Consider the following 23,855-nt stretch of genomic DNA (forward strand, 5'->3'; position numbering starts at 1 on the left):
CGGGCGTGCGATGCGAACAGCTTTCAACCTCAAGCTTGCTTGAGGTCAAGCTCGCGCCGTCCGAGGGCCAGCGAGACCGCCGTCAGGGCGCTGTTGAACGACACCTCCGACAACACGCCGGGGGCCGCGACCTGGTCGCCGGCGAGGTAGACCCCGTCGCCCCGGTCCACGGCCGGCCGGTCGCGCCAGCTGGTGCCGGGCGGATCGACCGCGCCCGTACGGCCGCTCGCCACCGACTCGCGCCGCCAGGTCACGCGCTCGCGCCAGCCGGGGAAGCCCAGGTCGAGCAACTGCTCGGCACGGGCGGTGCCGTCGGCCTTGGACTCGTGCGGGGCGAGGGGGATCTGACCCTGGATCAACTGCTCGCCGGCCGGGGCGAGGCTGCGGTCCTGGGCGGTGAACCGCTCCAGCCAGCCGGGCGCGTCCAGGTCGGATACGACGAAGGCGTCCCCGCGCCGGGTGCGTACGGCCAGGTCGACGAGGGCGGTACGGCCGCTCGGCCAGGTCAGGGAGTCGTCGCCGAGCAGGCGGCGGGCGGCGTCCAGGGAGGTGGCGACGACGACGGGCGTGTCCGCGGGGAGTGTGTCGGCACGGGACAGCGTCTCCATCCGGACGCCCAGGTTCCAGGCACGGGCGGCCATCCGGTCGACGAGGCTCACCCAGCCGCCGCGCGGGTAGTGCGCCTCGGGTGGCAGCTTGGTGGCGCGGCGCAGCCGCTCCTGCACGAACGCGGCCGACAGCGACCCGGGGTCGTGATGGAACAGGGCGACCGCCGAGTAGTGGGCGGCGGCCCGGGCCCCTTCCTCGCCCGCGACGTCCGTCGCCCAGGTCAAAAAGTCGGCGTCCACGGGCGCCTGACGGCCCGTCCGGCGTAGCAGCTTCAACATCGCGAAGGGTGGGGTGCGGCGCAGCACGCCCTGGTGCCGCAGCCGGAGCCGGGCGGCCTCCAGGGGCGGGAGCGGGGCGAGCGGGCCGATGAGGTCGCGCTGCTTGAGCCAGGCCCAGTGCGGGCCGCCGTTGTAGAGGGCGTGCGGGCCCTCGTTGGTGCGGTAGGGGCCGTCGGCGGTGCGCGCCCGGCCGCCCAGGGTGTGATGGGCTTCGTGGATGGTGACCTTGGCGCCCGCCTCGGCGGCGGTGATGGCCGCGGTCAGTCCGGCGAGGCCGCCGCCGATGACGGTGATGCGGTGCATGGCTGGGGATCTCCCTCGGGTCGGGGTCGCCTTCTGTGAGTACGACCCGATGACGGCCCCGGAATGTGACATCTGAGGTGGCCGTGCAGGTCAGGGCCGGTTGTCAGTGGCGGGGTGCAGCATGGGGGCATGGCGAGGAGAGCGGCGGGCGGTACGGGTGTGAAGGGCGCGCGGCGACCGGAGGTGCGGCTTCCGGAGCTGGAGCCGTACGAGGGCGGCGGGCTGGAGCCGGATGGGGACTACGACGGGCTGGACTTCCGGGAGGCCGGCTTCTCCGGGCAGGACGGGTCGGGCGCCCGTTTCATGGACTGCGCCCTGACGGGCTGTGCGCTGGACGAGACCCGGCTGCGGCACGCCCGCGTTCTGGACTCCACCCTCACCGGCGTCCGCGGCGTCGGGACCGACCTCGCCGAGGCGACCCTGCGCGACGTGGAGCTGACCGACGCCCGGCTCGGCGGGCCGCAGTTGCACGGGGCGGTGCTGGAGCGGGTGCTGATCCGCGGCGGCAAGATCGACTATCTGAACCTGCGCACGGCCCGGCTCAGGGACGTCGTCTTCGAGGGCTGCGTCCTGGTCGAGCCGGACTTCGGCGGCGCCCGCCTGGAGCGCGTGGAGTTCGTCGACTGCGCCTTGAAGGGCGCCGACCTGCACGCGGCGACCCTCACGGACGTCGACCTGCGCGGCGCCGCGTCCCTGGAGATCACCCGCGGGCTGGACCGGCTGTCGGGGGCGGTGATCAGCACGGCGCAACTGCTGGACCTGGCACCGGTGCTGGCCGCGCAGTGGGGGATCAGGGTGGAGGGCTGACGGCGTCCCTCACCTTCCGTACCAGCCCTCCGATCCCGCCTGCTCCGGGCAGTCGGAGGACTGGTGCAGCCCGATGAGGGCGTTGACCAGGCGCGGATCCAGGTCCTGTGTCAGCACCTGGTAGTCCTCGGCCACCGCGCGGAAGACGACGTGGACACGGCGTGAGGTGTCGCGCCAGATGATGCGTCGCGGCGGGCGGAATCCGTCGTCGATCTCCGCCATGAGTGCCAGGACCAGGAACAGCGGATAGACCGGCAACCCCAACGGCCACCACAGCAACCACGACACCAGAAGGCCCTCGTGCCCCCGCAGCACGGGGCCGGCGACCGGTTCCACCGTCCAGCGCTTGCGACCCCAGCGGAAGGCACGGCGGCGCCGCAGAGTGATCCGCCCGAGGGGCGCACCGTGGTGATCCAGCACCTGGTACACCGCTGGGCGCCCACTCAGCCGTGAGCTAAGAGCCCGCTCGGTGACCACGCGGGCGAGCGGCGTCCAGTCCTCGGCGCGCAGACGGAAGGCCCGCAGCGAAGGGAGCCGGTCCGAAACGGGACCGTCGGGGTCACGGAAGAGCCGGACGGACGTGCCCTGACCCGGTCCTTCACCGCTGACGACGGCCGGTGGACTGACCTTGTAGTTCATCCCGTAGGCCACGCGCCCCTGCGTCATGGTCCTTCTCCCCGTGTCAGGTACCGATCACAGGTGATGGTGTCATCGCGGGTCGCCGGGGCCGGTCAGGGGAGTCTGGGAAAGCGGGCCTGGAGGGTCCAGATCGCCGGGTTCTCCGCGAGGTCGTCGTGGAGGTCGGTGAGGTCGGCGATCAGGTCGTGCAGGAAGTCCCGTGACTCGCGGCGCAGTTCGCTGTGGGAGACGGTGAGCGCGGGCTCCTCCGCGCGCATCCAGTCCGCCTCGATGTCCACCCAGCCGAAGCGGCGCTCGAACAGCATCCGGTCCGTCGACTCGGTGAAGTCCAGTTCCGCCCGCTGCGGCCGGGACGCCCGCGACCCCGCCGGATCCCGGTCGATACGCTCCACGATGTCGCACAGCGCCCACGCGAAGTCGAGCACCGGCACCCATCCCCAGGCTGTGGACACCTCGTGATCCGTCTTGGTGTCCGCCAGGTAGACGTCACCGCAGAACAGGTCGTGCCGCAGCGCCCGGACGTCCGCGCGGCGGTAGTCCGTCTGCGGCGGGTCGGGGAAGCGGTTGGAGAGGGCGTAGCCGATGTCGAGCACGGAGGTGATGGTGTCACGCGATCGTAGGATCACGAGCGTGGCCCGATCTGTACGTCTTGTCCCCGCGTTGCCCGCCGCCTCCCTGCTGGCCTGCGCGCTCGTCCTCAGCGCGTGCGGCGGCGGCGTGCACGGCACCCCGGGCGGCTCCGGCGTCCGCGACCCCTACTTCCCGAAGGCCGGCAACGGCGGCTACGACGTCACCCACTACGGCCTGCACCTCGCCTACGACCCCGGCGCCCGCCACCTCACCGGCACGGCCACCCTCACCGCCCGCGCGGAGAAGGACCTCTCCGCCTTCAACCTCGACCTGCTCGGCATGGAGGTCGAGCAGATCACCGTCGGCGGCGAGGCGGCCCGCTGGAACCGCGCCGGGCAGGAGCTCACCGTCCGGCCGCACGGCGACCTCGACCGGGACGAGACGTTCCGCGTGACCGTCCGCTACTCCGGAACGCCCGAGACCGTCACCGACCCGGACGGCTCCCAGGAGGGCTGGCTGCGCACCACGGACGGGGTGCTCGCGCTCGGCGAGCCGACGGGGTCGATGGCGTGGTTCCCCGGCAACCACCACCCCTCCGACAAGGCGGCCTACGACCTCGCGGTGACCGTGCCCAAGGGGCTGCAGGCCGTTTCCAACGGGGAGTTGCGCAGCGAGCGGACCGCGCGGGGCCGTACGACGTTCGTGTGGCACAGCGGGGAACCGATGGCGAGCTACCTCGCCACCCTCGCGATCGGCCGCTTCGGCATCAGCCGCTCCAGAGCCGGGGACCTGCCCCTGTACACGGCCGTCGACCCGGCCGAGGCGGCGGCGAGCCGGCCGGTGCTCGGGCGGATCCCGGAGGTGCTGCGGTGGTCGGAGCGGAGGTTCGGGCCGTACCCCTTCTCCTCCACCGGTGCGATCGTCGACAGCGCGGCCTCCGTCGGCTACGCCCTGGAGACCCAGACCCGGCCGGTCTTCCCCGGCGCCCCCGACATCACGCTGCTCGTCCATGAGCTCGCCCACCAGTGGTACGGCGACTCCGTCACGCCCGAGAGCTGGCGGGACATGTGGCTCAACGAGGGGTTCGCGACCTACGCGGAGTGGCTGTGGGAGGAGGACCACGGCGGGGACAGCGCGCAGCAGACGTTCGACGCGGTGTACTCCGGGGCCCACTTCGACACGGAGGAGGCCGGGGAGGAGATCTGGGAGTTCCCGCCGGCGGACCCGCCGAGCGCCGCGCAGATCTCGGACCCGCCTGTGTACTGGCGGGGGGCCATGGTGCTGCAGAAGGTGCGGCAGGCCGTAGGGGACGAACGGTTCTTCTCGATCCTGCGGGGGTGGGCGGCCAGGTACCGGCACGGCAACGCCGACACCGCCGACTTCACGGCCTACGTGGAGAAGCGGGCGCCCGGGGCGGACCTGGAGGGGATCTGGGCCGACTGGCTGTACGGGGAGGGGAAGCCGGAGCAGCCCTGAGGCCTCACGGCCCGGTCAGTTCCTTGCGCAGGACCGCGCAGGGGCGCCCCATCTGCTCGTCCTCACGATGGTCGACGACCTCGTAGCCGAGGGCGGTCCCGAAGGCCAGGGCCTTCGGGTTGTCGGCCAGGGGCTTCGATGCGCCGTAGGGGCTCGGGGTTTTGTCCGGTGCGGGTGGAATGTGGCTTGTCGCGTAGTTCCCCGCGCCCCCTGAGGCGAAGCCCCCCGGGCCGGTCGTCCGGTCCGGGGGGCTTCCCGTGAAACGCTCAGGCGTTCGTCAGACGTTGACGCCGAAGTCCTGGGCGATGCCGACCAGGCCCGAGGCGTAGCCCTGGCCGACCGCGCGGAACTTCCACTCCGCGCCGTTGCGGTAGAGCTCGCCGAAGACCATGGCCGTCTCCGTCGCCGCGTCCTCCGACAGGTCGTAGCGGGCGATCTCCGCGCCGCCGGCCTGGTTGACGATGCGGATGTAGGCGTTGCGTACCTGGCCGAAGTTCTGCGAGCGGTTCTCCGCGTCGTAGATCGAGACCGGGAAGACGATCTTGTCGATGTCGGCCGGGAGGGCGGCGAGGTTGACGTTGATCGCCTCGTCGTCGCCGGCGCCCTCGCCCGTGCGGTTGTCGCCGGTGTGGACGATCGTGTTGTCCGGCGTCTGCTTGTTGTTGAAGAAGACGAAGTGGGCGTCCGAGTAGACCTTGCCCTGCGTGTTGACCGCGATCGCGGAGGCGTCGAGGTCGAAGTCCGTGCCGGTGGTGGTGCGGACGTCCCAGCCGAGGCCCACGGTGACGGCGGTCAGGCCCGGAGCCTCCTTGGTGAGCGAGACGTTGCCACCCTTGGACAGGCTTACAGCCATTGTTGGGAGTCCCTTCCCTCGTTTACGTACGGCAAAGAAGCTACAGCTACCCCCATGAACGTGGATGGGGTACGCGAGGTTCCAACTCCTTTACTTTCTTTACTCGCGGTTATTCGGGTGACGTGGACGGGACAGAAGCGGGAACATGGACGGCATGTCCGGTTCCCACGTCATCCGAGGCTCCGTCTCCCTGCCCGAGGCCGAGCTCATGTGGCGTTTCTCGCGGTCGTCGGGGCCGGGCGGGCAGCACGTCAACACCAGCGACTCGAAGGTCGAGCTGAGCTTCGACCTGGCGAAGACCGAGGCACTGCCCGCGGTGTGGAAGCAGCGGGCCCTGGAGCGGCTCGCCGGGCGTCTGGTCGACGGGGTCGTCACCGTGCGGTCCTCCGAGCACCGCTCCCAGTGGCGCAACCGCGAGGCCGCCGCCGTCCGTCTCACCGCGCTGCTGGCCGAGGCCACCGCGCCCCCGCCCAAGCCCCGCAAGCCGACCCGGATTCCCCGGGGCATCAACGAGCGCCGCCTGCGGGAGAAGAAGCAGCGCTCGGAGACGAAGCAGGGGCGCTCCCCGCGGAACTGGGGCTAGGGGCCTGCTGACGGCTCTCCGAGGCGTCGCTGGTCCAGCTCCGGCACGCCTACGGTCTCGTCTCCGCTGGTCTCCCCGTTCGGGCGGAAGCCCAGGCCCAGGTAGAACCGCTCCGGGGCGTCCGGCCCCGGGTGCCAGGTGACGTAGAGCTCCTTGCCGCCGCGCCGGCGCAGTTCGGCCGCCACCGCCCCGACGGCGAAGCGGCCGTACCCCTTGCCCTGCTCCTCGGCCGCGATGCTCAGCCGCCACAGGCCCGAGCGGCGGACGCCGCCGTCCTCGAACCAGTCGATGTCGAGAAATGCCATGAGGAAGCCGACCGGGCGGTCGCCGTCGACGATCAGGCGGGGCCAGGCGACGCCGGGACGGACGTAGGCCTCGGCGAGCGACTTCACGACCGGGGCGACCGCGTGTTCCTGGCCGGGGCGGACGTGGATGCCGAGGGCGGCGTCGAGATTCGCGGGGGTGATCTCTTCGAGGCGCGGGCCGGTCGTCGTCATGGGCGCGGGCCGTTCGTCGTCATGGGCGCACTCCGGGCGTGGTCGTGGCCGCACCCTAGAAGACCGATGAAGATCTTGCTCCGGCCGCCGGGATCACCCCGGATTGCCGGTAAATGTCAATCGCCCCGAACCGGTGCAAGCCGGGCGCAATTCCAAGATCTTCAGGACACTCCTAGGCGGGTGGCTCGGCGCCAGGCCAACGGTTTCCTCAGCCCAACTGCCGGTACCTGCCGCGGAAGTACGTCAGCGGGCCGCCCTCCGCGCTGGGGACGGAGGCGGTCAGGACCCGGCCGATGACCAGGGTGTGGTCACCGGCGGCCACCCGCTGCTCGGTGCGGCACTCCAGGACGGCCAGGGCGCCGCCGACCAGCGGGGAGCCGGTGTACTCGCCGCGCGTGTACGGGATGTCCGCGAACAGCAGCCGGTCGCTGACGCGGCCCTTCATCGCGAAACGGCCCGCGATGTGCCGCTGGCTCTCGGAGAGGACCGAGACCGCCCACAGGTCCTGCTCCTCCAGCAGCTCGTCCATGCGGGAGCCCTCGCGCAGACTCACCAGCACCAGGGGCGGGTCCAGGGACACCGACATGAAGGCCGTGGCCGTCATGCCCGCGTCCTCGCCGCCCGGCGCCGTGGCGTCGTCCGGGTCGAGCGGCGGCTCCTGCGCGGTCACCAGGACCACACCCGAGGCCAGCCGGGACATGGCGGCGCGGAACTCGTCGTTGCTCACCCCCTCAGCATGCCCGGAGGCGGGCGACGGAATGATCGGGGACGTGGCAGCGGAAGTGTTCGGCACACCCGAGACGCTAATCTCCGTCCCGCGCGCCCCGCATCGGGCTCCCGCCCGATCGCGGTCCTAGGACTCGCGACGGACATCGCGCCGGGCATGGCGACGGACATCGCGACGGGCATGGCGACGGACATCGCGACGGACATCGCGACGGGCATGGCGACGGGCATGGCGACGGACATCGCGACGGGCATGGCGACGGACATCGCGACGGGCATGGCGACGGACATCGCGACGGGCATGGCGACGGACATCGCGACGGACATCGCGACGGGCATGGCGACGGACATCGCGACGGACATCGCGACGGACATCGCGACGGGCGTCGCCACGGGCATCGCGAAGGACATCCACGGTCTCCCGGCGGTCGCCAGGGAAATACATGTGCGCAACCCGACAAAGTTTGCGTTCGGTAGAGCACGTGAAGAACGCAGAAACTCCTCTCAATTGTTCAGGTTTGCCTGTGACTTGAGTCACAAGGGGCAGGAATTGTTGACCCTGTGTACCGAGTGGGCAGCGCGCTGTGATTCAGTGGCGGGGAAGCTGCCAGGGCGATACGCCGACGAGAACCCTTGAATCGCTGCGAGTACTCGGGGGGAGGGCGAGCATGGAGACCGAGTCGGAGCCCTACGTCCGTCTTGCGTCCCTGCGACAACTGCACCAGGTCATGGCCGACATGAACACGGCCCGAAGCCTGGCGGACACACTGCAGACCGTCGCGGAGGGCGTCGTCGCGGCCCTCGGGTACGAGCTGGCGTGCGTGAACCTCGTACGGCCGGACGGCGACCTCGTCGTCGCCGCCTTCGCCGGGAACCCCGCCGCCGAGGCCCTCATCACCGGCCGGGTCGGCTCGCGCGAGTCCTGGGAACGCCGCCTCGGCATGGGCGAACACTGGGGCGACCTGGTGTTCATACCGCACACCGAGGGCTGGGTCCTCGACGACGACGACGTCCCGCAGTGGTACACCGACGGCCCCGCCCCCCGCTTCGAGGACGAGTGGCACCCGGCCGACCGGCTCTTCGCCCCGATGTACGCGCCCGGCCCGCAGGGCAACGCGGCCTGCGGCGAGCTGATCGGCGTGCTCTCCGTGGACCGGCCGCGCAACGGCCGCCGGCCCGGCGCCTGGGGCCGCGAGGCGCTCCAGATGTACGCCTTCCAGGCCGCCATCGCGATCAGCAACGCCCGGCTGCGCGCCAACATGCAGCGCGCCCTCGTCCGGCTGGAGCGCGAGCAGCAGGCGCTGCGGGCCAGCGAGGAAAGCTTCAGGCAGGCCTTCGAGTACGCGCCGTCCGGCATGGCCATCGCCGAGATGGGCGGTGACCAGCACGGCCGGATCCTGCGCACGAACGACGCGCTGTGCCGGCTGCTGGGCCGCCCCGCGTCCGCGATGCGCCGCTACTCCTTCTCCGACCTGGTCCACCCCGAGGACATAGGCACCCTGCTGCGCACCTCGGCGGAGGGCGGGCGCGCGGAGCTCCGCCTGGGCCGCCGCGACGGCACGTACGTGTGGGTGTCGCTGCGCAACAGCGTCGTCGCGGACGCCGCCGACGGGCCCCGCTTCCTGCTCACCCACGTCGAGGACATCGAGGAGCGCAAGCGCCGCGAGCTCCAGCTCGCCCACCGCGCCTCGCACGACTCGCTCACCGGCCTGCCGAACTCCGCGGAGCTGCGCTCCCGCCTGTCCGCCCGGCTCTGTCAACGCGCGTCATCCCCGCACGCCGCCGTGGAGTCCGTAGACGCCGCCTACGGCCATCCCGCCTTCGACGTGGTCGGGCCCGGCTTCGACTTCCGGCAGGGCGCCGAGCCGTACGACGCCTACGACCACCATGTGCACACCGTCGCCCCGGACGGGAACCACGACGACGGCACCAAGGGCCTCGCCGTGCTCTTCTGCGACCTCGACGGCTTCAAGTCGATCAACGACCGGTTCGGGCACAACGCGGGTGACGCGGTTCTCATCGAGGTGGCCCGGCGGCTGAGCGGCGGCGTCCGCGACGGTGACACGGTCGCCCGGCTCGGGGGTGACGAATTCGTCATCCTGGCCGACGGACTCGGCCGCGCCGACGCGCAGGACCTCGCGGTCCGGCTCCGCAACGAGATCATCCAGCCCATCCGCGCCGAGGGGCGGGCCGTCCGGGTGGGCGCCAGCTTCGGCATCGGATGGGCACACTGTGGAATGACCGCGGATGAAGTGTTGAAATCCGCTGACGAGCGGATGTACGTCGAGAAACGATCTCGTCCCAAACAACACAGACGCGCCGGGTGAAGCCCAGGTCAGTGAGTTGATGCGGTCTGAGTCACCCGTTTGGGTCTCCGGGAGCGGGTAGGCTCGCTTACTCACCCAAGTACCGCATGCACCGCACCTGACTGAGGAGACCAAGGGATGACGCCCGGCAACAACGGCGCGAGCACGCCCGAGGACGACGACCCGTTCGGCTATCTCTACGCCGACGGGCAGGCCAACGGAGCCCAGCCGCCGTCCGGTGGCGGCTACGGCTACCCGAACTCGGTCAACCGGGTGCGAGCGGTCGGCACACGCCAGTACGGCCAGCAGCCGCATAACGCGCAGACGGCGCCGTACGGCCAGGTCCCGCAGCAGGGCACCTACAGACAGCCGAACGCGCACTACGCCGCCCCGGAGACGCTGCCCGGCGGTGCGACCACCGCCCAGCAGCAGATGCCGGCCGGTGGCGGTGGCGGCCGGGGTGGCCGCGGCCCGAACCACAAGGGCCTGCTGATCGGCGCGATCGCGGTGGTCGCCGCGGTCGTCGTCGGCATCGGCGTGGCCATGCTGGGCGGCGACAAGGACAAGGACGACGCGTCCGACGAGGTGGGCACGAACCCCACCCAGTCCCAGGACTCGAAGCCGAGCCCTTCGGCGAGCAAGGACGGGGAGAGCGCGGCGGAGCTGCCCACGATCGACGCCAAGGCGCTGCGTCTCGGCGGCGCCGCGACCCTCGCCCAGGACGTCAAGGGCGCCCAGTCCGACGGCGGTATCTACGTCGGGAACCTCAACCAGGTCGGCTCCTCCGTCACCTGGACCGTCAACGGTGTCCCGAAGGCCGGTGCCTACACCGTCTTCGCCCGCTACAGCACGGTGGACGAGGACCAGGAGATGACCCTCACCGTCAACGGCAAGCCGTTCGGTGACAAGCTCAACCTGGGCAACTTCACGCACACCTCGGACGGCGACTTCGCCAAGGGCTGGACGAGGACCTACGCCTGGCCGACCCTCAACAAGGGCACCAACACCATTTCGCTGTCCTGCCAGGACGGCGACAAGTGCAACGTCCTCCTGGACCAGCTGTGGCTGAAGGCGGGCCGGGTCAAGGACTGACCCGGCCTAGGCCGCGCAGACCTCTCCCGAAACCGTCACCCCCGCCAGCAACTCCTCGTACAGCCTCCGGTCGAACTCCCCGGCCACCGGTGCCTGCACCGTCGCCGCCGCGAGAGCCGTCGCCCGGGTCAGGCGGGTCGGCCAGGGGAGGTGCTCCACCAAGCCTGAGAGCAGACCTGCTACCGCCGAGTCGCCCGCGCCTGTCGGGTTGCCTCGTGCCCGGGTCGGTGGGATGGCTCGCCAGCGGCCGTCTCGGGTGAGGGCCAGGAGGCCTTCCGGGCCGAGGGACGCCACGACCGCGCCCGCGCCTCGGCGGCGGGCGTCCTGGGTCGCGCGGAGCGGGTCGTGGGAGCCGGTGAGTTCCGCCAGTTCGTCGGCGTTCGGCTTGATGATGTCGGGGCGGGCCGCGACGCCCCGGCGCAGGGGTTCGCCGCTGGTGTCCAGGAGGACCGGGACCGCGAAGGAGCGGGCCGTGCGGACCAGGCCCGCGTACGCGCCCACCGGGACGCCCGGCGGCAGGCTGCCGCACAGGGCCACCGCGGAGGCGGAGGGGAGCAGGTCCTCGTAGGCCTCCTGGAAGGCGGACCACTCCGTGGGCGTGATCATCGGGCCCGGTTCGTTGAGCTGCGTCGTGTCGCCGGTGCGCTCGTCGACCACGGCGACGGTGCGGCGGGTCGCTCCCGAGACCGGGACCAGCGCGTCCACCACCCCCGGCACCGCCGCGAGCTTCTCCTGCACGACCCGGCCCGTCGCCCCGCCCGTGAACCCGGTCACCGTCACCTCGTGCCCGAGGGCCGCGAGCACCCGGGCCACGTTGACGCCCTTGCCGCCGGGGCGTTCCGTCACCTCGGAGACGCGGTGGGAGGCGTGCGGCCGGAGGGACCGTACGCGATAGGTGATGTCGAGAGCGGTGTTCAGCGTGACCGTGAGGATCACCGGGCCGACCTCCCCCAGACGCGCTTGTTGCCGTGAACGTTCCCTGATCATGCCAAAGAGACGGCGGTCGGCCCAGTCCTGGAGTCGGCCACCGTCTCTCGACTGCGGGATGAATCAGGTCAGTTGGGGAGGGACCACCCATTCGCCCCGGCGCATGACGCCCTTCAGCTCGTACGCGGAGTCCAGGATCAGCAGGTCGGCGTACTTCCCGGGCTCCAGTGAGCCGATCGTGTCGGCCATGCCGAGCAGGCGGGCCGGGTTCGCGGACAGGGCCGTCACCGCGTCCTCGACGGAGAGGCCGTCGACCGTGACCGCCCGCTTGAACGCACGGTCCTGGGTGAGGGTCGAGCCGGCGATCGTGCCGTCCTCCACCAGCCGGGCCACGCCGTCCGCGACCTCCACCTCCAAGGGGCCCAGCCAGTAGCGCCCGTCGCCGAAACCGGCCGCGTCCATCGCGTCCGTGATGAACGCGACCCGGCCGGCGCCCGCGTGATGGAACGCCAGTTGCAGTGCGGCGGGGTGGAGGTGCGTGCCGTCGTTGATCAGCTCGACCGTGATCCGCTCGTCCTCCAGCAGCGCGGTGATCGGGCCGGGGGAGCGGTGGCCGAGCGGCGGCATCGCGTTGAAGAGGTGCGTGGCGACTGTGGCGCCCGCGTCGATGGCCTCCACCGTCTGCTCGTAGGTGGCGTCCGTGTGGCCGATCGCCGCGATCACGCCGTGGTCGGCGAGGAGGCGTACGGAGTCCAGGCCGCCGGGCAGTTCCGTGGCCAGCGTGAGCATCTTCGCCCAGCCCCGGGCCGCGTCGATCAGCTTGCGGACCCCCGTGGGGTGGGGGTCGCGCAGGAGGGCCTCGGAGTGGGCGCCCTTGCGGCAGGGGGAGATGAACGGGCCCTCGAAGTGGACGCCGGCGATCTCGCCCTGCTCGGCGAGTTCGCTCAGCAGGCCCGCGCGGTGGGTGAGGGAGTCCATGTCGCCGGTGACGGTGGAGGCGACCAGGGTGGTCGTGCCGTGCAGGCGGTGGGTGTGGATGCCCTTGAGGATGTCGTCGACCGAGCCGGAGGTGAAGGAGGCTCCGCCGCCGCCGTGGTTGTGCAGGTCGACGAAGCCGGGGATGACGTAGTGGCCTGTTACGTCGATGACCTGGGCATTTTCCGGGGCGGTGGTGGTGATTCGGGTGCCGTCGATGGCGACCTGGCCGTTTTCGACGGATCCGGTGGGGAGTACCACGGTCGCGCCGGTGAGGACCGCGGGGTGTCCGGCCGTCGCGGGGTGCGGGTGCGTGGGGGCTTGTCGCGCAGTTCCCCGCGCCCCTGAGGCGTTGGTCATCAGGGGGTTACCTCCATGCGGTCGGTCGATGCCAGAAGATCCCAGGCCAGCAGGCCCGCGCCGAGGCAACCTGCACTGTCGCCCAGCGCCGCCGGGACGAGTGTCGGTTGTTTCTGGAAGGTGATGCGGCTGCGGATCGCTTCCCTCAAGGGCGTGAAAAGGGTTTCCCCCGCCTCCGCCAGCCCGCCCCCGATGATCAGAATGCGGGGATCCAGCAACGTCAGGGCCGTGACCAGGCCGTCGGCCAGGGCGGCCACGGCCTCCTGCCAGACCGCCGTTGCCTTCGGGTCGCCGGAGTCCACCGCCTTCGCGCAGTCCGCCGCGTCGGCGTCCGGGTCGCCCGAGGCCGCGGCCCAGGCCTCGCTCACGGCCGCCGCCGAGGCGAAGCGCTCCAGGCAGCCGTGCTGCCCGCACGGGCAGGGGGCCCCGCCGGGGCGTACGACGATGTGGCCGATCTCCCCCGCGAAGCCGTGTGCGCCCGCCTCGACCCGGCCGTCGACGCCGATGGCGCCCGCGATGCCGGTCCCCAGCGCCACGAACAGGAACCGGTCCGCCCCCCGGCCCGCGCCGACCCGTCCCTCGGCGAGGCCGCCGGTGCGCACGTCGTGGCCGAGGGCGACCGGGGCGCCGAGCCGCTCCGCCAGCAGGTCGCGCAGCGGGACGTCGCGCCAGCCGAGGTTGGCCGCGTAGACGGCGACGCCGTGCGCCTCGTCGACGATGCCGGGGACGGCCACACCCGCGGCGGACGCGGGCGTGCCGAAGCGCTCGGCGCCGTACGCGCGCAGCTCGGCGGCGAAGTCGAGGATGCCCGCGACGACGGTGTCCGGTCCCTGGGCGCGTCCGGTGGCCCGGCGGGCCCGGTGCAGTACCTCGCCCCCCGGCCCGGCCAGCGCGGCCTTCATTCCGGTGCCGCCCACGTCGAGGGCGATGACATGTCTCACGGGGAACAGTGTGACCCGGGGACCCGCAAGAGGTCTAGTCCACTCACGTGGTGTAGACCTTGTTCCGGATATCGAAAATGTTTCGGCGGCGGTGACGCCGGGGTTGGGGAAGAGCAGCGGTGCAGCGTCGGCGGATGGCAGGAACGATCGCGGTGGTGTCCGCACTGGGCATGACGGCGGTCCTCGGCGGCTGCGGCGTCACGGGCGGATCGGGCGACGTGACCTTGAAGCTGGTCGCCGCCGACTACGGCGACAGCGCGGCCAACAGCTCGGAGAAGTACTGGGACAAGCTCGTCGAGGAGTACGAGGCCGACCACCCCGACGTCAAGATCGACGTCAGCGTCTATTCCTGGAACGACGTCGACCGCAAGGTCAGGGAGATGGTCGCCGCCGGTGACCCGCCGGACCTGGCGCAGATCGGCGCGTACGCCGACTACGCCGCCCAGGACCGGCTCTACAAGGCCGACGACCTGCTCTCCATACGCACGCAGGCCGACTTCGTGGGGCAGTTGGCCTCCGCGGGCCAGGTGAAGGGCGTGCAGTACGGGCTGCCGTTCGCCGCCTCCACCCGCGTGCTCTTCTACAACAAGACCCTCTTCGCCAAGGCCGGTATCAGTGCGCCCGAGTCCTGGGACGACCTGGCCGCGGACGCCGAGGCGCTCAAGGCGAAGGGCGTGAAGTACCCGTACGCGCTGCCCCTCGGCCCCGAGGAGGCGCAGGCCGAGACCATGCAGTGGATGCTCAGCGGCGGGGGCGGCTACACCGACGGCGTCGACAGCTACGGCCTCGACTCCCCGGAGAACATCGACACCTTCTCCTGGCTGAAGGAGGACCTGGTCGGCAAGGACCTGACCGGGCCGGTCGCGCCCGGCGAGCTGAACCGGGCCGCGGCGTTCGCCGCCTTCTCGAAGGGCCAGGTCGGGATGCTCAACGGCCACCCCTCACTGATGAAGATCGCCGCGAAGAACGGCGTCGAGTACGGGATGGTGCCCACGCCGGGCAAGGAGGGCCCGAGCAGGTCCACGCTCGGCGTCACCGACTGGATGACGGCGTTCCGCAAGAACGGCCACCGCGACCAGGTGGGCGACTTCCTCGACTTCGTCTACAGCGAGAAGAACGTGCTGGCCTTCTCCCGCGAGTACGACCTGCTGCCGGTCACCTCCTCCGCGTCCGGCACGATGGCCGCCTCCGACGAGGACCGGCACCTCAGGCCGTTCCTGGAGGAGCTGCTGGCCTCCGAGCTCTACCCGGTCGGCAAGACGTCCTGGGCCGACGTCGCCTCCCAGGTCAAGCAGCAGATCGGCAAGGCCGTCGCGCCCGGCGGCAGCCCCTCCGGCGTGCTCGGCCACCTCCAGGCGGCGGCGGTCCGGGCGGAGAGCGCGGAGTAGCTGCGCTGTGCTGTCGGTGGGGGGCGTTACGGTGCCGTTCATGGACGAGGACACGGGTGAGCAGGGGCTGGGGCGTAGGGAGCGGGAGATTCTCGCGCTCGAACGCCGGGGCTTCTTTGGGCCCGGGGCGAAGGAACGGGCGATACGTGAGGAGCTGGACCTCGCGCCTGTTCGCTACTACCAGCTGCTCAACGCCCTGCTCGATGACGCTCGGGCGTTGGCGCATGATCCGGTGACGGTGAATCGGCTGCGGCGGGTCCGGGAGACGCGACGGGGTGAGCGGTGACGGGGCTTTCGGTTGTTCGTCGGGTGCGGGTGTGCGGGGGGTGATCGCGCAGTTCCCCGCGCCCCCAAGGGGGCGCGCGCCTCAGCCGATTCGATCGGCCAGCGCGGCCAGCAGCTCCACCACCCCCTCCGGGCCCTCCACCACCACGTCCGCCCGCTGCCTGAGCTCGGTCACCTCGTCGCTGCCGCTGCATACCAAGAGGCCGGGGGTGCCGGTGGTGCGCAGGGTGTCCACTGCGGAGTAGGCGGGCAGGTCGCCCAGGTCGTCGCCGGCGTAGAGCACCGAACCGGCGTCGATCTCGCGGGCGAACCCGCTCAGGGCGACGCCCTTGTCCATGCCCGGCGGGCGCAGTTCGAGGACCATGCGGCCGGGCTCGACGATCAGGCCGTGCCGGGCCGCCAGGTCGGTGAGCGGCTCGCGCAGGGCGTCGAAGGCGGCCTGCGGGTCGGCGGCCCGGCGGGTGTGCACGGCCACCGCCCGGCCCTTCTCCTCGACCCAGGTCCCGCTGCCGTCGAGCAGCCCGGGCAGCTCGGCGCGTACGGCCGCGACGCCGGGGTGCGGCTCGGGCGCGGTGACCTTGCCGCTGCGGGCGTCCCACCGCTCGGCGCCGTAGTGCCCGAGGACGACGAGGTGCTCCAGACCCGGCACGTGAGCGAAGCCGCCGTTGCGGACCGCGACCTCGGCCGGCCGGCCGGTGACCACCGCCACGGCGGCCACCTTCGGCGCGAGGGCGGCCAGCGCGGACAGCGCCCGGGGATGGGCCCGGGCCAGCTCCGGATCGGCCACGATCGGCGCGAGCGTCCCGTCGAAGTCGAGCCCGATCAGTGCCTCGCCGGGCCGCGCGAGGAGGGCGTCGAGGCCGTCCTGCCCGGCCCGCGTGGCGGGGGTGGGAAGGCTGCTCATCCGGCCCTCAGCCCCTCAGCGCGTCGAGCTGGTCGACGAACCACTGCGCCGGTGGCAGTGCCGTCGCCGCCGCGGCCAGGCGCTTGCTGCGTTCGGCGCGTTCCTCCGGGCGCATCGACAGGGCCTCGTGCAGGGCCGCCGCCGTGCCCGTGACGTCGTAGGGGTTCACCGTGATCGCGTCCTCGCCCAGCTCCTCGTGTGCCCCGGCCTCCCGCGACAGCACCAGCGCGCAGCCCGCGTCGGAGATCACCGGGACCTCCTTGGCGACGAGGTTCATGCCGTCGCGGATGGGGTTGACCAGGGCCACGTCGGCCAGCCGGTAGGCGGCCAGCGAACGGGCGAAGTCGTCCTTGAGGTTGAGGAGGACCGGGGTCCACCCGGGCGTGCCGTACCCGGCGTTGATCTCGTCGGCGAGCCGCTGCACCTCGGCCGTGTAGTCCCGGTACACCGCGAGGTCCTGCCGCGACGGGTAGGCGAACGCCACGTGCACCACGCGCTCGCGCCACTCGGGGTGGTCGTCGAGCAGCTGCCGGTAGGCAAGCAGGCCGCGCACGATGTTCTTGGACAGCTCGGTGCGGTCGACCCGGACGATGGTGCGGCGGCCCTCGCCGATCTCCTGCCGCAGCGCGGCCATCCGCTCCTCGACGTCCGGCTCGTGCGCCCGCTTGCGCAGGAAGTCCGCGTCGGCGCCGAGGCCGTGCACCCCGACCCTGGTGCCGCCGAGCCCGCCCGCGAACCGCTCGGCGCACTCGGTGAACGCCTGCGCCCAGCGCTCGGTGAGGAAGCCGAGGCGGTCCGCGCCGAGCATGCCGCGCAGCACCTGCCCGGCCACGTCGTCCGGCAGCATCCGGAAGTACTCGGGCGGCGCCCACGGTGTGTGCGAGAAGTGCCCGATGCGCAGATCGGGCCGCAGCTCGCGGAGCATGCCCGGCACCAGCGTCAGGTGGTAGTCCTGCACCACGACCGCCGCGCCCGGCGCCGCCTCCTCGGCCAGCGCCTGAGCGAACGCCCGGTTGTACGCCTCGTAGGACGCCCACTGCCGCCGGAACTCCGCGTCGAAGACCGGCTCCAGGGGCGTCTGGTAGAGCATGTGGTGCACGAACCACAGGACCGAGTTGGCGATGCCGTTGTACGCGTCGGCGTGCACGTCGGCCGGGATGTCGAGCATCCGCACGCCGTCCTCTCCCACCCGTCGCCCGCCGCCACCCCTCTGCGGAGGGGCCTCCGGCCCCGCCCCGGCGATTCCGCGCCGGACCGCCTCCCGGTCGCCGTCGGACAGCGCCGAGCACACCCACAGCGCGTCCGCGTCGGAGCCGATCGCGGAGAGCCCGGAGACCAGCCCGCCGCCGCCCCGTTTGGCCTCCAGTGAACCGTCCTCGCCCACCGTGTACGAGACGGGACCCCGGTTGGAGGCCACCAGCACCTGCGCAGCACCGTTCGTCGAAGCCATAAGCCTCAACCTAGCCCGCCCCATGAACGCTCAAACGTGCGGATCTGCCGCGTCCGGCCGAAAACCGCCCCGGTCAGGCCGCTCTCCGCGCCTGGTACTCGGCGATGTCCACCATCGGCGGACGCTCCTCGGTGTCCACGGAGTACGTCAGCGGCTCGAAGCCGTCCTCGCCCCGCTCGAACTGCGTCAGGGACGGCCGGATCAGATGCCCGCGGGCCAGCCGCAGCTGGGCCGTGCGGTAGATCGCGGCGGCCATCCGGCCCAGCGCCTGCCCGTCCTGGTGCCGGTGCTTGCGCACCCCCACGTCCACCTGGGCGAGGGCGTCCAGGCCCGCCAGGTGCAGGGCGTCGACCAGCATGCCCAGCTCCACGCCGTACCCGACGGGGAACGGCAGCTGCTCCAGCAGGGAGCGGCGGGCCGCGTACTCGCCGCCGAGCGGCTGCACGAAGCCGGCCAGCTGCGGCCAGTGCATGTTGAGCAGCGGGCGCGCCATCAGCTCGGTGACCCGGCCGCCCTGCCCCGCAGCGCCGGCGAGGGGACGGTCGTACATGGCCTTCACCAGGTCCACGTCCGGGTCCGTGAGCAGCGGGCCCACGATCCCGGAGACGAAGTCGGACGAGAAGTCCCTGAGGTCGGCGTCGATGAAGCAGACGATGTCCCCGCGGGTGACGAGGAGGGAGCGCCACAGCACCTCACCCTTGCCGGGCACGGCGGGCAGGCGCGGGAGTATCGCGTCCCGGTGCACCACCCGCGCGCCCGCGGCGGCGGCCACCTCGGACGTGCGGTCGTTCGAGCCCGAGTCGACGACGACCAGCTCGTCGACGAGCGGCACCTGCCGCATCAGGTCGTGGCGGATGACGGAGGCGATGTCCCCGACCGTCGCCTCCTCGTTGAGCGCGGGCAGCACCACGCTGACCGTCTGGCCCGTGCGCTGCTTCGCGGCGAGCATCTGGTGGAGGGGGCGTTCGTTCGCTGACCAGGAGCGGGTGCTCAGCCAGCGCTCGACTTCTTTCAGCACCTCGGCGGCTCCTCTGCGTACTCTCGGCGGGACGGACTGCCCGCCGCGGTAGCGGCTGACGGGTACAGTCATCTCGCGGTTCGGACGACTATCTCAACTGTCCTGGTCGTCGGTTACAGTCTTGAACAAGGCGGATGACCATCGCATGTCCGGGGTCACCCGCCGCCTACAACCACATACAGCTCATCCAGAGGGGCAGAGGGAAACGGCCCGATGAAGCCCCGGCAACCCTCCAGTCGGTACTCGTAGGTCACGGTCGACCACAGGCGCGAGGCTCCCGGCTCGGGAAGGTGCCAAATCCGTCTCACGGCGAGATGCGTCGTGAGGAAGATGAGGAGAAAGGGCCTCGCCTCACATGGCTGCGCAGACTGTTGCAAGCACCACTGAATCCACCGTAGACCTCGGCCCCGCCGCCGCGCTGAGCTGCCGCGAGTGCGGTCACCGCGTGCCCCTCGGCCCGGTCTTCGCGTGCCAGGAGTGTTTCGGCCCGCTGGAGATCGCCTACGACTTCTCGGCCTACGAAACCGAAGAGCTCCGCAAGCGCATCGAAGCGGGACCCGCGAACATCTGGCGCTACGCCCCGCTGCTGCCGGTCCCGGCCGACGTCGCGGACAAGCCGAACATCAACCCCGGCTGGACCAAGCTCGTCAAGGCCGACAACCTCGCGCGCGAGCTGGGCGTCGACGCGGGCAAGCTGTTCGTGAAGGACGACTCCGGCAACCCGACGCACTCCTTCAAGGACCGCGTCGTGGCCCAGGCCCTGGAGGCCGCCCGCGCCTTCGGCTTCACCACGCTCTCCTGCTCCTCCACCGGTAACCTCGCCGGTGCGGTGGGCGCCGCCGCGGCCCGCGCCGGCTTCCGCTCCTGCGTGTTCATCCCGCACGACCTGGAGCAGGGCAAGGTCGTGATGGCCGCGGTCTACGGCGGCGAGCTCGTCGGCATCGAGGGCAACTACGACGACGTGAACCGCTTCTGTTCGGAGCTGATCGGCGACCCGGCGGGTGAGGGCTGGGGCTTCGTCAACGTCAACCTCCGGCCGTACTACGCGGAGGGCTCCAAGACCCTCGCGTACGAGATCTGCGAGCAGCTCGGCTGGCAGCTGCCGGACCAGCTGGTGGTGCCGATCGCCTCCGGCTCGCAGCTGACGAAGATCGACAAGGGTCTTCAGGAGCTGATCAAGCTCGGGCTGGTCGAGGACAAGCCGTACAAGATCTTCGGTGCGCAGGCCGAGGGCTGCTCGCCGGTGTCCGTCGCCTACAAGGCCGGGCACGACGTCGTCCGCCCGCAGAAGCCGGACACCATCGCCAAGTCCCTCGCCATCGGCAACCCGGCGGACGGGCCCTACGTGCTGGACATCGCGCGGCGGACCGGCGGTGCGGTGGAGGACGTGAACGACGAGCAGGTCGTCGACGCGATCAAGATCCTTGCGCGGACCGAGGGGATCTTCGCGGAGACCGCCGGTGGGGTGACGGTGGGCGTGACGAAGAAGCTGATCGAGAGCGGGGTGCTCGACCCCACCAAGACCACTGTCGTGCTCAACACCGGGGACGGTCTGAAGACGCTGGACGCGGTGGCGGGGACCGGGCTCACCGCGACCATTCGTCCCAGCCTCGAGTCGTTCCGTGAGGCCGGGCTCGTCTGAGCGTCGTTGTTCGCCGCGGGCCTGTGGGGGCTGGTCGCGCCCACGCGGCGGAGCCGCGCATCGACACAGCCCCGCGCCCCCAGATGCGCGGCCCAGCCGTAGCTTCCATCGAAACCGGAGGTTTTGAAGTCATGAGCGTCACCGTTCGGATCCCCACCATCCTGCGTACCTACACCGGCGGGCAGGCCGAGGTCGCCGCCGAGGGTGCGAACCTCGGCGAGGTCATCGCCGACCTGGAGAAGAACCACACCGGGATCGCCGCCCGGGTGCTGGACGACCAGGGCAAGCTGCGCCGGTTCGTCAACGTGTACGTCAACGACGACGACGTGCGGTTCGAGCAGGGTCTGGAGACGGCCACGCCGGACGGTGCCGGTGTGTCGATCATTCCCGCCGTCGCCGGCGGCTGAACCGGTCGAACGGCTTGCTTGTTACCTTCGGTAACGACGGTCACTGAGAGTTTATCGGATTGCCCCCTCCGTGAGAGAAGCGGAGGGGGCAATTCTGTGTGATTGAGCGCGGTACAGTTGGGGAACGCGATCCCGGTCCCCTGATCGGAACCCTGAATTCCCGCTGCGAGCCCGACAAGATGTAGCCAAAGTGTGCGCGTCTTTTGCGGCTTTTGTTCCCTTTGTGTGGCCCGACTTGCCCTGAATTCAGACGAATTCTCCCCACATTCCGGACCCGGTGCGTCCAGAATTCTCGTCCGATTGACCTGTTGCAGACGGCAGTTGGACAGATACATTCAGCCGCGGTCGACGCGTTCCGGCGCACGCCCCCAACCGTGGGGGGTGAGGTCTGACCCGGATCCGCGAAGTGTGGATCTGTGCAAGGGCCAGTAATAGGGGAGTTAGGCATGGCTCAGGGCACCGTCAAGTGGTTCAACGCGGAGAAGGGGTACGGCTTCATCGCGGTCGACGGTGGTGCGGATGTTTTCGTCCACTACAGCGCGATTCAGATGGACGGCTACCGCACCCTTGAAGAGGGTCAGCGGGTCGAGTTCGAGATCTCGCAGGGCCAGAAGGGGCCGCAGGCCGACATGGTTCGCGTCGCTGCCTGAACGCGCACCACGACCAACGCTTCAAGCGACCGGTCTTCTCTGAAGGGCCCGCACCCCCCGGGGTGCGGGCCCTTCGGTCTGTTCGAACGGCCTGCGGGGTGGTGTGCGCGGGCGGCTGACGGCCCCGCCCGATCCCCGGGGGGGGGGCGCTTGCGCCCGCCCGTCGCCCGACCGCCACGCCTCGACGAGCACTCGCTACGCGAGCGCGCCTTGCACTCTCGGGGGTCGAGTGCTAATCATTGCGTTAGCACTCTGAAGGTGAGAGTGACAACGTAAGGACCGGGTCGGTGAGGCCCGCAGGCCGGGTGGGAAGGAACCACAAGGCTGGCGAGCCGTCCGTCGCGGGCGCGGGCGCGGTCCGAAGTAATCACCCCCAGTCCTGGAGGGACCACTTCACATGGCCAAGATCATCGCGTTCGACGAGGAGGCGCGGCGCGGCCTCGAGCGCGGCATGAACCAGCTCGCGGACGCCGTCAAGGTGACGCTCGGCCCCAAGGGCCGCAACGTCGTCCTCGAGAAGAAGTGGGGTGCGCCCACGATCACCAACGATGGTGTCTCCATCGCCAAGGAGATCGAGCTCGAGGACCCGTACGAGAAGATCGGCGCCGAGCTGGTCAAGGAAGTCGCCAAGAAGACGGACGACGTCGCCGGTGACGGTACGACCACCGCGACCGTTCTCGCCCAGGCCCTGGTCAAGGAGGGTCTGCGCAACGTAGCCGCCGGCGCCAACCCGATGGCCCTCAAGCGCGGTATCGAGCGCGCCGTCGAGGCCGTCTCCGCCGCCCTGCTGGAGCAGGCGAAGGATGTCGAGACCAAGGAGCAGATCGCTTCCACGGCCTCCATCTCCGCCGCCGACACCCAGATCGGCGAGCTCATCGCCGAGGCCATGGACAAGGTCGGCAAGGAAGGCGTCATCACCGTCGAGGAGTCCCAGACCTTCGGTCTGGAGCTGGAGCTCACCGAGGGTATGCGCTTCGACAAGGGCTACATCTCGGCGTACTTCGCCACCGACATGGAGCGTATGGAGGCCGTCCTCGACGACCCGTACATCCTGATCGCGAACTCGAAGATCAGCAACGTCAAGGACCTGCTGCCGCTCCTCGAGAAGGTCATGCAGTCCGGCAAGCCGCTGCTGATCATCGCCGAGGACGTCGAGGGCGAGGCCCTGTCGACCCTGGTCGTCAACAAGATCCGCGGCACCTTCAAGTCCGTCGCCGTCAAGGCCCCGGGCTTCGGCGACCGCCGCAAGGCGATGCTGCAGGACATCGGCATCCTCACCGGCGGCGAGGTGATCTCCGAGGAGGTCGGCCTCAAGCTGGAGAACGCCACGATCGACCTGCTGGGCAAGGCCCGCAAGGTCGTCATCACCAAGGACGAGACCACCATCGTCGACGGTGCCGGCTCCGCCGACCAGGTCGCCGGCCGGGTCAACCAGATCCGCGCCGAGATCGAGAACAGCGACTCGGACTACGACCGCGAGAAGCTGCAGGAGCGCCTGGCGAAGCTCGCCGGCGGTGTCGCGGTCATCAAGGCCGGTGCCGCCACCGAGGTGGAGCTCAAGGAGCGCAAGCACCGCATCGAGGACGCCGTGCGCAACGCCAAGGCGGCCGTCGAGGAGGGCATCGTCGCGGGTGGTGGCGTGGCCCTGCTGCAGGCCTCCTCGGTCTTCGAGAAGCTGGACCTGGAGGGTGACGAGCAGACCGGCGCCAACGCCGTGAAGCTGGCCCTGGAGGCCCCGCTCAAGCAGATCGCCGTCAACGGTGGCCTCGAGGGTGGCGTCATCGTCGAGAAGGTGCGCAACCTGCCCGTCGGCCACGGCCTGAACGCCGCGACCGGTGAGTACGTCGACATGATCGCCGAGGGCATCATCGACCCGGCGAAGGTGACCCGCTCTGCCCTGCAGAACGCCGCCTCCATCGCCGCGCTGTTCCTCACCACCGAGGCCGTCATCGCCGACAAGCCGGAGAAGGCCGCCGCGCCCGCCGGCGGCGGCATGCCGGGCGGTGACATGGACTTCTGATCGACCCCAGGGTTGATCAACGGTCTTACCGAGGGCGGCACTTCCTGTTCCGACAGGGGGTGCCGCCCTCGGGCGTGTCCGGGTGTGCGCCGTCGGGAGGGTCCGGGGGTGCCGCCCTCGGGCGTGTCCGGGTGTGCGCCGTCGGGAGG

General features: G+C 70.9%; 24 protein-coding genes and 1 riboswitch. Of the genes, 12 read left to right on the forward strand and 12 right to left on the reverse strand.

Features of this window, described 5'->3' with window-relative positions; genetic code table 11:
* Nucleotides 1–29 precede the first annotated feature (29 nt).
* On the reverse strand, nt 30–1,190 hold the full coding sequence (locus tag HDC93_RS03785) for an NAD(P)-binding protein (protein WP_185007165.1): 1,161 nt from the start codon (nt 1,188–1,190) through the stop codon (nt 30–32).
* 129 nt (nt 1,191–1,319) lie between these two features.
* On the opposite strand from HDC93_RS03785, the gene HDC93_RS03790 reads away from it, so the two are divergent.
* Nucleotides 1,320–1,997, forward strand: a complete 678-nt coding sequence (locus HDC93_RS03790; RefSeq protein WP_185007167.1) for a pentapeptide repeat-containing protein — start codon at nt 1,320–1,322, stop codon at nt 1,995–1,997.
* Nucleotides 1,998–2,006: 9 nt separating this feature from the next.
* Here HDC93_RS03790 and HDC93_RS03795 read toward each other — a convergent pair whose 3' ends face one another.
* Nucleotides 2,007–2,663, reverse strand: a complete 657-nt coding sequence (locus HDC93_RS03795; RefSeq protein WP_185007169.1) for a hypothetical protein — start codon at nt 2,661–2,663, stop codon at nt 2,007–2,009.
* Nucleotides 2,664–2,728: 65 nt separating this feature from the next.
* Nucleotides 2,729–3,229 (reverse strand): hypothetical protein, encoded by a 501-nt coding sequence (locus HDC93_RS03800; protein ID WP_185007171.1) that lies wholly within the window; start codon nt 3,227–3,229, stop codon nt 2,729–2,731.
* Between the two features lie 7 nt (nt 3,230–3,236).
* Between HDC93_RS03800 and HDC93_RS03805 the strand changes: the two genes are divergently transcribed.
* Nucleotides 3,237–4,682, forward strand: a complete 1,446-nt coding sequence (locus HDC93_RS03805) for a M1 family metallopeptidase (protein ID WP_260419425.1) — start codon at nt 3,237–3,239, stop codon at nt 4,680–4,682.
* A gap of 277 nt (nt 4,683–4,959) precedes the next feature.
* Here HDC93_RS03805 and HDC93_RS03810 read toward each other — a convergent pair whose 3' ends face one another.
* Nucleotides 4,960–5,535: a TerD family protein gene (locus HDC93_RS03810; RefSeq protein ID WP_030829245.1), complete on the reverse strand. Its 576-nt coding sequence runs from the start codon at nt 5,533–5,535 to the stop codon at nt 4,960–4,962.
* 145 nt (nt 5,536–5,680) lie between these two features.
* On the opposite strand from HDC93_RS03810, the gene arfB reads away from it, so the two are divergent.
* On the forward strand, nt 5,681–6,118 hold the full coding sequence (gene arfB / locus HDC93_RS03815; protein ID WP_185007175.1) for an alternative ribosome rescue aminoacyl-tRNA hydrolase ArfB: 438 nt from the start codon (nt 5,681–5,683) through the stop codon (nt 6,116–6,118).
* On the opposite strand, the gene HDC93_RS03820 is transcribed toward arfB, so the two are convergent.
* Nucleotides 6,115–6,615 carry a GNAT family N-acetyltransferase gene (locus HDC93_RS03820; RefSeq protein WP_185007177.1) on the reverse strand — a complete coding sequence of 167 codons (501 nt, stop codon included), beginning with the start codon at nt 6,613–6,615 and terminating at the stop codon, nt 6,115–6,117. The two genes, arfB and HDC93_RS03820, sit on opposite strands and share 4 nt — an antisense overlap.
* Nucleotides 6,616–6,823: 208 nt before the next feature.
* The gene (locus HDC93_RS03825; RefSeq protein WP_185007179.1) at nt 6,824–7,408 is read right to left on the reverse strand and encodes a flavin reductase family protein; all 585 of its coding nucleotides are present in this window, start codon (nt 7,406–7,408) and stop codon (nt 6,824–6,826) included.
* A gap of 90 nt (nt 7,409–7,498) precedes the next feature.
* Here HDC93_RS03825 and HDC93_RS03830 point away from each other — a divergent pair, with 90 nt between their 5' ends.
* The 3 genes from HDC93_RS03830 (at nt 7,499) to HDC93_RS03840 (ending at nt 10,739) form a co-directional block, all read left to right on the forward strand.
* Complete coding sequence (locus HDC93_RS03830) at nt 7,499–7,978, forward strand: hypothetical protein (RefSeq protein WP_185007181.1); 480 nt, start codon at nt 7,499–7,501, stop codon at nt 7,976–7,978.
* Between the two features lie 31 nt (nt 7,979–8,009).
* The gene (gene cdgB, locus HDC93_RS03835) at nt 8,010–9,668 is read left to right on the forward strand and encodes a diguanylate cyclase CdgB (RefSeq protein WP_185007183.1); all 1,659 of its coding nucleotides are present in this window, start codon (nt 8,010–8,012) and stop codon (nt 9,666–9,668) included.
* A gap of 117 nt (nt 9,669–9,785) precedes the next feature.
* Entirely contained in the window at nt 9,786–10,739 is a 954-nt protein-coding gene (locus HDC93_RS03840; RefSeq protein WP_185007184.1) for a carbohydrate-binding protein, read from the forward strand.
* Nucleotides 10,740–10,745: 6 nt separating this feature from the next.
* On the opposite strand, the gene HDC93_RS03845 is transcribed toward HDC93_RS03840, so the two are convergent.
* From HDC93_RS03845 to HDC93_RS03855, 3 genes are all read right to left on the reverse strand, one after another.
* The gene (locus HDC93_RS03845) at nt 10,746–11,675 is read right to left on the reverse strand and encodes a 1-phosphofructokinase family hexose kinase (RefSeq protein ID WP_185007186.1); all 930 of its coding nucleotides are present in this window, start codon (nt 11,673–11,675) and stop codon (nt 10,746–10,748) included.
* A gap of 114 nt (nt 11,676–11,789) precedes the next feature.
* Nucleotides 11,790–13,001 (reverse strand): N-acetylglucosamine-6-phosphate deacetylase, encoded by a 1,212-nt coding sequence (nagA, locus tag HDC93_RS03850; RefSeq protein ID WP_221516223.1) that lies wholly within the window; start codon nt 12,999–13,001, stop codon nt 11,790–11,792.
* Nucleotides 13,001–13,942, reverse strand: a complete 942-nt coding sequence (locus HDC93_RS03855) for an ROK family protein (protein WP_185007188.1) — start codon at nt 13,940–13,942, stop codon at nt 13,001–13,003. The genes nagA and HDC93_RS03855 overlap by 1 nt, the downstream gene beginning before the upstream one ends.
* Before the next feature lie 134 nt (nt 13,943–14,076).
* Between HDC93_RS03855 and HDC93_RS03860 the strand changes: the two genes are divergently transcribed.
* Together HDC93_RS03860 and HDC93_RS03865 are read left to right on the forward strand one after the other, a co-directional pair.
* Entirely contained in the window at nt 14,077–15,330 is a 1,254-nt protein-coding gene (locus tag HDC93_RS03860) for an extracellular solute-binding protein (protein ID WP_185007190.1), read from the forward strand.
* Between the two features lie 40 nt (nt 15,331–15,370).
* Nucleotides 15,371–15,616 (forward strand): DUF3263 domain-containing protein, encoded by a 246-nt coding sequence (locus HDC93_RS03865; protein WP_185007192.1) that lies wholly within the window; start codon nt 15,371–15,373, stop codon nt 15,614–15,616.
* A gap of 81 nt (nt 15,617–15,697) precedes the next feature.
* Here HDC93_RS03865 and otsB read toward each other — a convergent pair whose 3' ends face one another.
* The 3 genes from otsB to HDC93_RS03880 form a co-directional block, all read right to left on the reverse strand.
* Nucleotides 15,698–16,519 (reverse strand): trehalose-phosphatase, encoded by an 822-nt coding sequence (gene otsB / locus HDC93_RS03870; RefSeq protein WP_185007194.1) that lies wholly within the window; start codon nt 16,517–16,519, stop codon nt 15,698–15,700.
* A gap of 7 nt (nt 16,520–16,526) precedes the next feature.
* Complete coding sequence (locus HDC93_RS03875; RefSeq protein ID WP_185007196.1) at nt 16,527–17,969, reverse strand: trehalose-6-phosphate synthase; 1,443 nt, start codon at nt 17,967–17,969, stop codon at nt 16,527–16,529.
* 73 nt (nt 17,970–18,042) lie between these two features.
* On the reverse strand, nt 18,043–18,987 hold the full coding sequence (locus HDC93_RS03880) for a glucosyl-3-phosphoglycerate synthase (protein WP_185007904.1): 945 nt from the start codon (nt 18,985–18,987) through the stop codon (nt 18,043–18,045).
* A 180-nt stretch (nt 18,988–19,167) separates the two neighbouring features.
* Nucleotides 19,168–19,324: riboswitch (SAM riboswitch) on the forward strand.
* Between the two features lie 18 nt (nt 19,325–19,342).
* Here HDC93_RS03880 and thrC point away from each other — a divergent pair.
* The 4 genes from thrC to groL all read left to right on the forward strand — a co-directional run bounded on the left by thrC (nt 19,343) and on the right by groL (nt 23,706).
* Entirely contained in the window at nt 19,343–20,629 is a 1,287-nt protein-coding gene (gene thrC, locus HDC93_RS03885; protein WP_185007198.1) for a threonine synthase, read from the forward strand.
* A 131-nt stretch (nt 20,630–20,760) separates the two neighbouring features.
* Entirely contained in the window at nt 20,761–21,036 is a 276-nt protein-coding gene (locus HDC93_RS03890) for a MoaD/ThiS family protein (RefSeq protein WP_003991133.1), read from the forward strand.
* A 446-nt stretch (nt 21,037–21,482) separates the two neighbouring features.
* Complete coding sequence (locus tag HDC93_RS03895; protein WP_003949956.1) at nt 21,483–21,686, forward strand: cold-shock protein; 204 nt, start codon at nt 21,483–21,485, stop codon at nt 21,684–21,686.
* A 397-nt stretch (nt 21,687–22,083) separates the two neighbouring features.
* Complete coding sequence (gene groL, locus HDC93_RS03900; RefSeq protein WP_031103577.1) at nt 22,084–23,706, forward strand: chaperonin GroEL; 1,623 nt, start codon at nt 22,084–22,086, stop codon at nt 23,704–23,706.
* Nucleotides 23,707–23,855 lie beyond the last annotated feature (149 nt).

The organism is Streptomyces sp. AK010 (assembly GCF_014207295.1).
GTDB lineage: Bacteria > Actinomycetota > Actinomycetes > Streptomycetales > Streptomycetaceae > Streptomyces > Streptomyces massasporeus.

Coding starts and splice junctions, on each gene's coding strand:
- HDC93_RS03785 (WP_185007165.1), bottom strand. CDS start 1,190: ATGCACCGCATCACCGTCATCGGCGGCGGCCTCGCCGGACTGACCGCG.
- HDC93_RS03790 (WP_185007167.1), top strand. CDS start 1,320: ATGGCGAGGAGAGCGGCGGGCGGTACGGGTGTGAAGGGCGCGCGGCGA.
- HDC93_RS03795 (WP_185007169.1), bottom strand. CDS start 2,663: ATGACGCAGGGGCGCGTGGCCTACGGGATGAACTACAAGGTCAGTCCA.
- HDC93_RS03805 (WP_260419425.1), top strand. CDS start 3,237: ATGGTGTCACGCGATCGTAGGATCACGAGCGTGGCCCGATCTGTACGT.
- HDC93_RS03810 (WP_030829245.1), bottom strand. CDS start 5,535: ATGGCTGTAAGCCTGTCCAAGGGTGGCAACGTCTCGCTCACCAAGGAG.
- arfB (WP_185007175.1), top strand. CDS start 5,681: ATGGACGGCATGTCCGGTTCCCACGTCATCCGAGGCTCCGTCTCCCTG.
- HDC93_RS03820 (WP_185007177.1), bottom strand. CDS start 6,615: ATGACGACGACCGGCCCGCGCCTCGAAGAGATCACCCCCGCGAATCTC.
- HDC93_RS03830 (WP_185007181.1), top strand. CDS start 7,499: ATGGCGACGGACATCGCGACGGGCATGGCGACGGACATCGCGACGGAC.
- cdgB (WP_185007183.1), top strand. CDS start 8,010: ATGGAGACCGAGTCGGAGCCCTACGTCCGTCTTGCGTCCCTGCGACAA.
- HDC93_RS03840 (WP_185007184.1), top strand. CDS start 9,786: ATGACGCCCGGCAACAACGGCGCGAGCACGCCCGAGGACGACGACCCG.
- nagA (WP_221516223.1), bottom strand. CDS start 13,001: ATGACCAACGCCTCAGGGGCGCGGGGAACTGCGCGACAAGCCCCCACG.
- HDC93_RS03860 (WP_185007190.1), top strand. CDS start 14,077: ATGGCAGGAACGATCGCGGTGGTGTCCGCACTGGGCATGACGGCGGTC.
- HDC93_RS03865 (WP_185007192.1), top strand. CDS start 15,371: ATGGACGAGGACACGGGTGAGCAGGGGCTGGGGCGTAGGGAGCGGGAG.
- otsB (WP_185007194.1), bottom strand. CDS start 16,519: ATGAGCAGCCTTCCCACCCCCGCCACGCGGGCCGGGCAGGACGGCCTC.
- HDC93_RS03875 (WP_185007196.1), bottom strand. CDS start 17,969: ATGGCTTCGACGAACGGTGCTGCGCAGGTGCTGGTGGCCTCCAACCGG.
- thrC (WP_185007198.1), top strand. CDS start 19,343: ATGGCTGCGCAGACTGTTGCAAGCACCACTGAATCCACCGTAGACCTC.
- HDC93_RS03890 (WP_003991133.1), top strand. CDS start 20,761: ATGAGCGTCACCGTTCGGATCCCCACCATCCTGCGTACCTACACCGGC.
- HDC93_RS03895 (WP_003949956.1), top strand. CDS start 21,483: ATGGCTCAGGGCACCGTCAAGTGGTTCAACGCGGAGAAGGGGTACGGC.
- groL (WP_031103577.1), top strand. CDS start 22,084: ATGGCCAAGATCATCGCGTTCGACGAGGAGGCGCGGCGCGGCCTCGAG.